Origin of the sequence: Pontiella sp. (genome assembly GCF_041622395.1) — a bacterium.
Taxonomy (GTDB): domain Bacteria; phylum Verrucomicrobiota; class Kiritimatiellia; order Kiritimatiellales; family Pontiellaceae; genus Pontiella.
Genome location: NZ_JBFJYW010000165.1, coordinates 1 through 8,579 on the forward strand (window position 1 = coordinate 1; position 8,579 = coordinate 8,579).

At 60.4% G+C, this 8,579-nt stretch carries 7 protein-coding genes; 5 read left to right on the top strand and 2 right to left on the bottom strand.

Features of this window, described 5'->3' with window-relative positions:
- On the bottom strand, positions 1-2,807 hold a 2,807-nt coding region (locus ABYO54_RS10405; protein WP_372808182.1), incomplete at its 3' end, for a PAS domain-containing protein.
- Positions 2,808-2,983: 176 nt separating this feature from the next.
- Positions 2,984-4,102, bottom strand: coding sequence for a hypothetical protein (locus tag ABYO54_RS10410; RefSeq protein ID WP_372808183.1), 1,119 nt, complete (start codon positions 4,100-4,102; stop codon positions 2,984-2,986).
- Positions 4,103-4,277: 175 nt separating this feature from the next.
- On the opposite strand from ABYO54_RS10410, the gene ABYO54_RS10415 reads away from it, so the two are divergent.
- The 5 genes from ABYO54_RS10415 to ABYO54_RS10435 form a co-directional block, all read left to right on the top strand.
- Complete coding sequence (locus tag ABYO54_RS10415) at positions 4,278-5,078, top strand: hypothetical protein (RefSeq protein WP_372808184.1); 801 nt, start codon at positions 4,278-4,280, stop codon at positions 5,076-5,078.
- 27 nt (positions 5,079-5,105) lie between these two features.
- Entirely contained in the window at positions 5,106-6,200 is a 1,095-nt protein-coding gene (locus tag ABYO54_RS10420) for a hypothetical protein (protein WP_372808185.1), read from the top strand.
- Between the two features lie 41 nt (positions 6,201-6,241).
- Positions 6,242-6,406, top strand: a complete 165-nt coding sequence (locus ABYO54_RS10425; RefSeq protein ID WP_372808186.1) for a hypothetical protein — start codon at positions 6,242-6,244, stop codon at positions 6,404-6,406.
- A 213-nt stretch (positions 6,407-6,619) separates the two neighbouring features.
- Complete coding sequence (locus ABYO54_RS10430; RefSeq protein WP_372808187.1) at positions 6,620-8,221, top strand: DUF1553 domain-containing protein; 1,602 nt, start codon at positions 6,620-6,622, stop codon at positions 8,219-8,221.
- Positions 8,222-8,239: 18 nt separating this feature from the next.
- On the top strand, positions 8,240-8,579 hold a 340-nt coding region (locus ABYO54_RS10435), incomplete at its 3' end, for a DUF1501 domain-containing protein (RefSeq protein ID WP_372808188.1).

The window sequence follows — 8,579 nt, forward strand, 5'->3', positions numbered from 1 at the left end:
CGGTATTCGCGCGCCGCCTTGGTGAGGTCGCCGTTGCGGGATTCCAGCTTGTTCTCGATCGCGCCTTTTTCTTCCATCAGCGCGCCGAGCTGTCCGCGCAGTTCGGTGTCGCGTTTTTCCAGGGCGTTGATTTTGCGTTGCAGCTCTTCGGTTTCCTTGGCGATTCCCTGCGACCGGTCGTTGGTCAGTTGCTTGAGGCCGGCCTGCGTGTCGGCGAGGAGGGCTTCGGTCCGCTTGATTTCCTGCTGCGCCTTTTCCAGTTCGGCGTCGCGCTGGCGGAGGGCTTCTTCCAGGTCATCCTTCGCCTGTTCGAGGTCGCTGGCCCGTTTGCGCAACTTGACTTCGTCGAGGCGGATTTCGGCGATGTTGAGGTTGAGCTTTTCGGTTTCGCGGTTAACGAGTTGCTGCTGGCGCAGCGTGAGCTGTTCCAGCTTATGCTCGAGCTGCAATTTGTCGGCTTCCGCCCCTTCGCGGGCCTGGATCTGCTCGGTATAGGCCTGCGTCTTCTCCTGCAGGGTTTGTTCGAGTTCCATGATGCGGTTTTCGAGATCCTTCTCGTGGCGCCGCAACGCTTTTTCGCGAATCTGCTTCTGGGCCAGTTCCCGCTTGATCGCTTTGGTTTGCTCTTCGATCCGCAGGCTGAACTGTTGCCGCAGCTCGTCGAGTTCCTCCATGCTCTGGATCAGTTTTTCAGCGGCGGTCTTGCGTTCCGCCACTTCTTTTTCCAATTCGGCGGCATGCTGCTCGGTCATGCGCTTGACCTGTTCCTGCGTGTTTTCGAGCGCTTCGCGGGTCGTGGTCAATTCCTTTAAGGCCTTTGCGCAGGCACGGTGTTCGGCGTCGAAGCGCGTGGCGTGGTCTTCGTTGAGCGCACGGATTTCGTCTTGGCGCTGGGCGGCGAGTTCTTCGAGTTCGCGGCGAACCTTGGCGAGCGCGGTTTGGCTGGCTTCGAGGCCGGCCTCGGCCTGTTCGCGCAGATGGGTTTCATGCTCATGGTGTTCGTTCAGTTCGGTGGCCAGCTCTTCGGCCTTGCGGAGCTCGTCCTCCCTGATGGAGAGGAGCTCTTCCCACTTCTTGCGCTTGTCGGTCTCGGCGTCGAGTTGCGCGAGCCGTTTGGCCAGCTGCTCTTCGAGCTGTTGCTGGCGCGAAAGTAGCCCCTCCTCGTTGCGGCGCAGGATGTCCTCGGCGCGCTTGCGTTCGGAGAGCTGGAGCTTGAATTCGTGTTCGCGGTTGGTTTTCTCCGCTTCGGCCATCTTGAGTTTCTGGATGGCATCGGAGAGGGAGGTGGCGGTCTTTCCGTATTCGGTGCGCGATTGCGCCAGCTCGTCCCGCGTCTGCTGGAGGTGCCGTTCGAGTTCGCCCCGCACGCGGCGCGCCTCCTCTTCCTTCTTCTTGCGGTCGGAAATCTCCAGCGAAATTCCAACGACGCCTTCCACGAGCCCTTCGTCGGAAACCAGCGGAATCTGGACGGTTTCCATCCAGCCGGATTTCCCGCGCGCTTCGTAGGGGCGCTCGATGCGGCAGAGCGTGGAGGATTTCATGACTTCGATGGCGGTCTGGTCGTGGTCGCGCGGGGTGGCCGGCATGACTTCGAAAATGGTCTTGCCGATCCATTCTTCCTGCGGAATGCCGGTGCGGTCGGCCAGTTTTTGGCTCGCATAGAGATAGCGGCAACGGGTGTCCTTCACGTGTACGTCGGCGGGCAGGGCGTTTAGGATCCGCTGCATGAACTGGACCTTGTTCGAGAGCTCGGTTTTTTCGCGTTTATCCCGGCTGTTGTTGCGTTGCGAACCCCAAATGCCCGCGAGCCGATCGTCTTCGATGATGCCGATCATGTTGTTCATGAGGTTCAGCCGGTTGCCGCTCGGATCCTGCCGGACCGATTCGAGATCGATCGCTTTGTAGCCGCAACGGATAAACTCCTGGATGGATTCGTTGTTCTTGAATGCGCCGACGCCATCCTTGAGCTCGTTGATCGATTTCCCCAGCAGATCCCGGGCGTTCTTGCCGTACAGGGCGGCGAAGGTGTCGTTGCAGTCGACCAGGACGAAGCGTTCCATGATGGATTCGCATATTTCCCGGGGGTCGCCCTTGAGTGCGATGGGGGTCGGGGGGGCCAGTTTGTAGAAGCCCTCGATGGTTTCGCCGACAAAATGTTCGTAGCGCTCGGTTGCGGCGCGCTCCTGCAGTTGCGCGGCGTGGAAGTCCGTTACGTCCGCCGCCCAGCCGATGTAGCTTTCGACCTCCTTCTTGGCGTCGTACACCTTGTTGGCGCGGAACGCGACGTGGACTTCCCGCTCCTTGGCGTGGAGGAAGCGGAAAACCTGGTCGAACTCCGCATTCCCGTCGGCGAAGGCGCGCCATGCGGCATGGAAGGCCTCGCGGTCGTCCGGGTGGATGGCGCTTGCGAGCCCCTCCTTGAGGGCCTTCTTGGGGTAGAGGCCCGACATTTCCTGCATGGCGGTGTTCAGATAGGTGCATTTGCCGGCGAGATCCATTTGGAACATGCCGGTTTTTGCATCGAAGAGAATGTTTTGATAGCGCCGCTCCGTCGCCTGGTGTTCCTTTTGGGAAACCTCCAGTTGCCGGTTGGCTTCAACCAGCCGCTGCCGGGTTCCGCCGAGTTCGGCGGTGACGCCCTTGAGCTCCGTCGCCGCCTTGTGGAAGCGGTGTTGGAAAAGGAAGAACATCATGATCGAAAGCACCAGCAGGAATGCGATGATCAAATAGGCCGTTAGGCTCATTTCAACGGCCGGTATGCTCGCCAGCGCGGATTGCGCCAAGGCGGCCGTCGGGATCGACGCCATCGCAAGCGCCGGTGTCGTTTGTCTCAATCTCAGAGGGATCTTTCTCTTCATGGTTCCGCCTCGTTTCTGTGTAGAACAAGCGTAGTGGAAGCACGTTGCATGCCAAGCGCCGCCCGGTTTGCGCGAAGGAGCGGGCCCGAAGCGGGAAGGGCGAGGCCGCTTTGCCAAGGCCGCTCTTACGCTTGCGGCTCCCGCGGGGCGCGGCGCAAGGTCAGCAGCACGGTGCCGAAAAAGACGATGTAGCCGGCCATCCTCTTTCCGCTCGCCGGGGTTGCCGCGGCGGGGGAGGCGCCGGCCGCGGCGGCGGTCCCTGCGTTCATGGTTTTCAGGAGCGATTCCAGCTGGGGTTTGTCGGCGGTGGCGGCCACCGAGCTCGAAGATAGGACCTTGATGGCGTCGATGGCGGCGAGTAGTTCTTTCTCGGTTTTGATTTTGCTGTCGTTGCGTTCGTCTTCGGCGCGGATGATCATCAGGTTGTCCTGGATAACCGGCGGGAGCAGGCGGCAACCGGGGGCCGCCACGAGACGATTTTTCACGATCATCGATTTGATGGCCTCCTTTTTCTCGGAGGGGTGCAGCTTGTGGTCGATGCGCACGGTGCCGCAGTCGCCGACGACCAGTTTGCGGCTGGCATCCGACAGGAAGGCTTCGAACGGATCCGCTTCGCATTCGATGCGCACCGTCCCGCCGAGGACGTGGATTTCGGCCGAGCCGCCGCTGTCGGCCTCGGTGTTGAGTTCCAGGCCGGTAATGCGATAGGTCGAGCTGTCTTTCACATAGACGAGTCCGGTTCCCATGCCGTCGTTGCCGATGGTGAGTGCGCCCGTAACCGTTGCGCGGTCCTTCAGGGTGACGGAGCCTTTGCAGGCCGAGGTGCCGAAGCCTTTCGCCGAAAGCGCGATGCGGCCGTTGAGCGAAAGGTTGTCGTTCAGGGTCAGGTTTGCGAAACCGGTGGCCGACGCGGGGACGTTGACGGTGCGCTGGTGGGGGGTGGGGTGTTGCAGGTTGAGGTTGCCGTTGCCGCGCAGCGTGAGCTCCTCGCCGTAGAGGTGGATGCCGTTGTTCAGGTTGACGGTGCTGTTGATGGATACCATGCAGCTCTCGTCGCGGAAGTAGACGGCTTCTTCATCGCGCGGAGCATGCATCTCGGTCCATTTATAGCGGTCGCTCCAGTCGGCTCCGGTCTCTTCGCCGCGCCATTGGTTGAACTCGTTTTTGGCCGTTGCAGTCTGGGGGGCGCCGCCGAGGCCCAGGATGATTACTACTCCTAAATAGATGCGAACTTGTCGTTTCATTGGTTTGACTCCTTTTGTACTTCCACTCAATCAGCGGCAACGTAAAGCAATATGCGTGCCCAATTGCCGGGGCAATCGGTCTTTGGAACAATTCTTGGAAAAAATTACAGGGGTCTGGTTTGTGGCACGCATGTTGCTTTGATGGAGCCAACGTTTCAAACGAAGGTAAGCAACCATGAGCGATAAACAACAGATTTTGGTTTCGAAGGATAAGAAAAGGCTACAGCTCCCCTATGCGGAGTACCGTGCCCTGATGGAAAAAGTGGAGGACGGGGAGCGGATACGTGCCGCCAAGAACGAAGCCCTTTCCTATCTCGAGGAGTTCCTCGGCGGAACGGACACCGCCGGTGCCGCTAAAGGGAGCAACAAACCCGATGCCTCCAAAGGGAACAACGCCGATGCCTCGAAAGGAAAAAAGGCGGAGACCCCGCCGGCCGATGAGAAACCGGCGGCGAAGGGCGATGCACCGAAAAACCAGGCGCCGCAACAGCAGAAGGCTGCGCCCGAGCCCGCACCCGAGCCGGCCCCCAAGCCCGCCGCAGAGTCCGCCGCTGCCGCCAAGGCCCGCAAGCTGGCCCAGGGCATCGAGATCCCGCCGATCAAGAAGGATATTGCCAGCCATTTCAACCAACTCGATGAGTCCGGACGCCTGTTCAGCGTTTTCAAGCAATACTATAGCTGCCTGAACGACAGTTGCGGCGGCACCGTCCGCGTGACGATGAAAGATGGCTTCTGCAGCCTTTGGAACTACGACCAGTGGGAGGAGTTCGCCTTCGTCGACATTTTCGAGGGCCACCTGCGCATCGCGCTGGATCCGCGCTACACCGACCGGTTGAAATCGCTCAGCCTCTGCGAGGTGCCGCGCCTGCTTTCCAGCCGCCGCAGCCTCGTGTGCGTGCAGATCGACGATCTGAACAACATTATGCTCAATGTATTGGAAAAGGCCTTCAAGGAGGTTGGCCTTACCGCAAGTTAGGGATATGGAGAAGGCAGAATCATGAAAATGAATAAAACAATTAACCTCGTCATGTCCGCAGCGGCCGCCTTTGTGCTGGTGGCCGTCAATCTGGGCGTTTGGTTGGCCGCAGGCAAGGGGGCAATCGCCCCGATCGACAATCTGGCGCTGTGGGGCGGCTTTGTTGTGCTCAATGTCGTGTCCATTCTGTGGGCGATCAACATGCTGGGGTTGCAACCGCTGGTGGTTTCGCTCTCCTATGCGGCCGGCGGGTTCCTGGCGTACCGGGGCGTTCACGGCATGGACGGCGTCAGTGTGGCCGAAGTCGCCACCGCCGGCGCCACCTATGGCGCGTTCGGCGCGCTGGCCGTCGGCAACGCAACGGCGAAGGTTCGCCTGGCCTTCTTTCGCAAAGGGCAGGTCCCGTTCATCTTTGTCATCGTCGGGCTCTTGGCCGTCGATGCCGGGCTGAATAGCCAAATCTCGACCTCCGGGGGCCGCGTGCTGCTCAACGCCGTCGTCTTGCCGTTTGTTTTGGCGGGGGTCGTCGTCGGTCTGGCCTGGTCCGTGCTCAACCGCTTCGGGATCGGCAAGAAACCGAGCGAGGTGATTGCCGCCGCCGAAGAGGCCGCCGCTCCCGAGAAAGCCGCGAAGTCCGACAAGCTGGTGATCCAGATGCCGGCACACGCCGCCGACGAGACGCCGGAAAACACCCCCGAAAAGAAGACGGTCGAAAAGCCCGAGCCCGTCGTTGCGCCCGATCCCCAGCCGGTGGTTGCCAAAAAGGCGGTCTCCGCCGCCGAAAAACCGAAAAAAGACGAACCCTTTTTCCCGCTCGAGATCGACTCGGGCGAAGAGTTCGAAGACGAGCTGTTGGAGAACGATTATGCACTGCAGCCGTTCGACGAAAGCCTGTATGCCTCGGGCGCGATGGACGACGATGGCGGCGTAATGGTCGCGGAGCCCATCACGACCGTATCGGTCGATCTCGAGGTCGAACCCGACGCACCCCTTTTGCAAGAGGCGCCTGCCAAGCAGAGCGTCCAATCCGATACCGAGCCTGCCCAAGAACCCAAAAAGGAAAGTGCCAAAATCGATGATTGGCTCGGAAACCACCTGGATCTGCTGAGTAAGCTGAAATAAGGGAAAAAACATAAAGGTAAAAAAAAACCAAGGAGAAAGCCATGGATAACGATAACGTACAGATATTCTACGATGGCAAAGGAAATGCCGTCGCGGTGCAGATGCCCATCTCGGACTACGAAAAGATCATCCGTAGCGCCAAGGAAGCCGTCGAGGCCAAGGATGCGATTGCCAAAGCGGTCGCAACCCTGCAAGGCGTTGTATAAAGGGAATTTTCATCCTCTCGCCGGTTCCCCGGCGCCGGGTGCGAGTCCGGCCGCCGGGAGCCGTTTTTTTTTGTCCGGTTTGTTCGATAGAAAAGCGTTCGATCCTGTCCACACCACCGGGTGCAAAGCGTTTTCTTAACGGGCAGGGGGCGCGTGGACCGCGTTCCGCTCCCGAAGTGCGGAAACCGTCCGGGTTCCACCGGAACGAAAAGGATGAATATGAGATTGAACAACCGCTGGTGTTTGGTTGCAACCGTTGCCCTCTTGGTTGCCGGAGCGGCCTATCCCGTTCCAAACAAGGCCAGTGCCCGGATTGATAAACTCGTCGAAACCAAGCTCGACGAACTGGGCATTCCCCCTTCCGATCCCTGTTCCGACGAAGTCTTCCTGCGCCGCGTCTATCTCGATGTGATCGGCACCCTGCCGACCCGCGAGGAGGCCCAGCGCTTTCTGGCCAGCAATGCGCCCAACAAACGCAGCGACCTGATCGAAGAGCTGTTCGAGCGGCCGGAGTTCGCCGACTATTGGTCGCTCAAGTGGTGCGACCTGCTGCGGGTCAAGGCCGAGTTCCCCAGCAAACTCTGGCCCAACGCGGTGCAAGCCTACCACCGCTGGATCCGGACCGCGCTCTTCAACAACATGCCCTACGACGAGTTTGCCCGGGCCATGCTCACCTCCAGCGGCAGCAACTTCCGCGCCGCGCCCGTCAACTTCTACCGCGCCATGCCCAAGCGCGAACCCGTCGAAATCGCCCGGATCGTGGCGCTGACCTTCATGGGCATGCGGACCGATCATTGGACGCAGCAGGAGCTGCTGGGCATGGCCGCCTTCTTCGGCAACGTCGGCTACAAGACGACCGCCGAGTGGAAGGAGGAGATTGTGTTCTTCGACCCCACCCTGCGTTTCGTCGACCCCCAAAGCGGCAAACCCGTCGAGCCGCGTCTGCCCGACGGCACCCTCGTGCCGCTTTCGGAAACGCGCGATCAGCGGATCGACTTCGCCGACTGGCTGGTCGGGAGCAAGGCCTTTTCGCAAAACGCCGTCAACCGCATCTGGTACTGGTTGCTCGGCCGCGGCATCGTCCACGAGGCCGACGACTTCCGGGAAGACAACCCGCCGCAGAACGCGGAGCTGCTCGACTTCCTCGCCGGCGAGCTCGTCGGCAGCGGCTTCGACCTGCGCCATGTCTACCGCATCATTCTCAATTCCAAAACCTACCAGCGCTCCTCGATCCACAACGAGGGCAACCTCGCCGACGAGTCCAACTTTTCGCGCTACTACGTCCGCCGCCTCGGCGCCGAGGTTTTGATCGACGCCATCTGCCAGATCACCCAGACCACCGAGTCCTATTCCTCCGAGATTCCCGAACCCTTTACCTTCATCCCCGAAAAAGAGCGCTCGATCAAATTGGCCGACGGCAGCATCACCAGCCCGTTCCTCGATCTCTACGGCCGCCCGCCGCGCGATACCGGATACGAATCGGAGCGCAACAACACGCCGTCGAGCGCGCAGAAGCTGCATCTGCTCAACTCGACGCACATCCAGCAAAAGCTCTTGAACAACAAGGAGCTCTTCGGCATGTACTACGTTCAGCGCGAGGGCAGGAAAGGGCAGGATAAAAAGCTCCAAACGGCTTGGTACCCCCCGGAAAAGACGCTGGAAAACATGTACCTCTCCATCCTCTCGCGCTATCCTACCGCCCAGGAAAAGAGAGTTGCGCTCGCCTATTTCCAAGAAGTGAAAAACCGGCAGATTGCCGGCGTCGATCTCGTCTGGGCGCTGATGAATACCAAGGAATTCATTTACAAGCATTGATCCTCAAGGAGGTGGCCAATGAATACGAACAATCCGCTGAACGCCGAGCTTACCCGCCGCGCCATGTTGCGCGCCTCCGCCGCCGGGGCGGGGGGGCTCATGCTCGGTTCGCCGTTGCCGGCCGGCGCCGTTGCGGCCGGAAAGGCCAAATCCGTCATCCAGATCTGGATGTGGGGCGGCCCTTCCCACCTCGACACCTTCGACCCGAAACCCGACGCCGGGGCGGACTATTGCGGCCCCTACAAGAGTCCGATCGAGACCAATGTCCCCGGCATCCGGATTTGCGAAACCCTGCCGCTCCTGGCCCAGCAGGCCGATAAATATGCGATCATCCGCAGCATGACCCACGGCATCAACG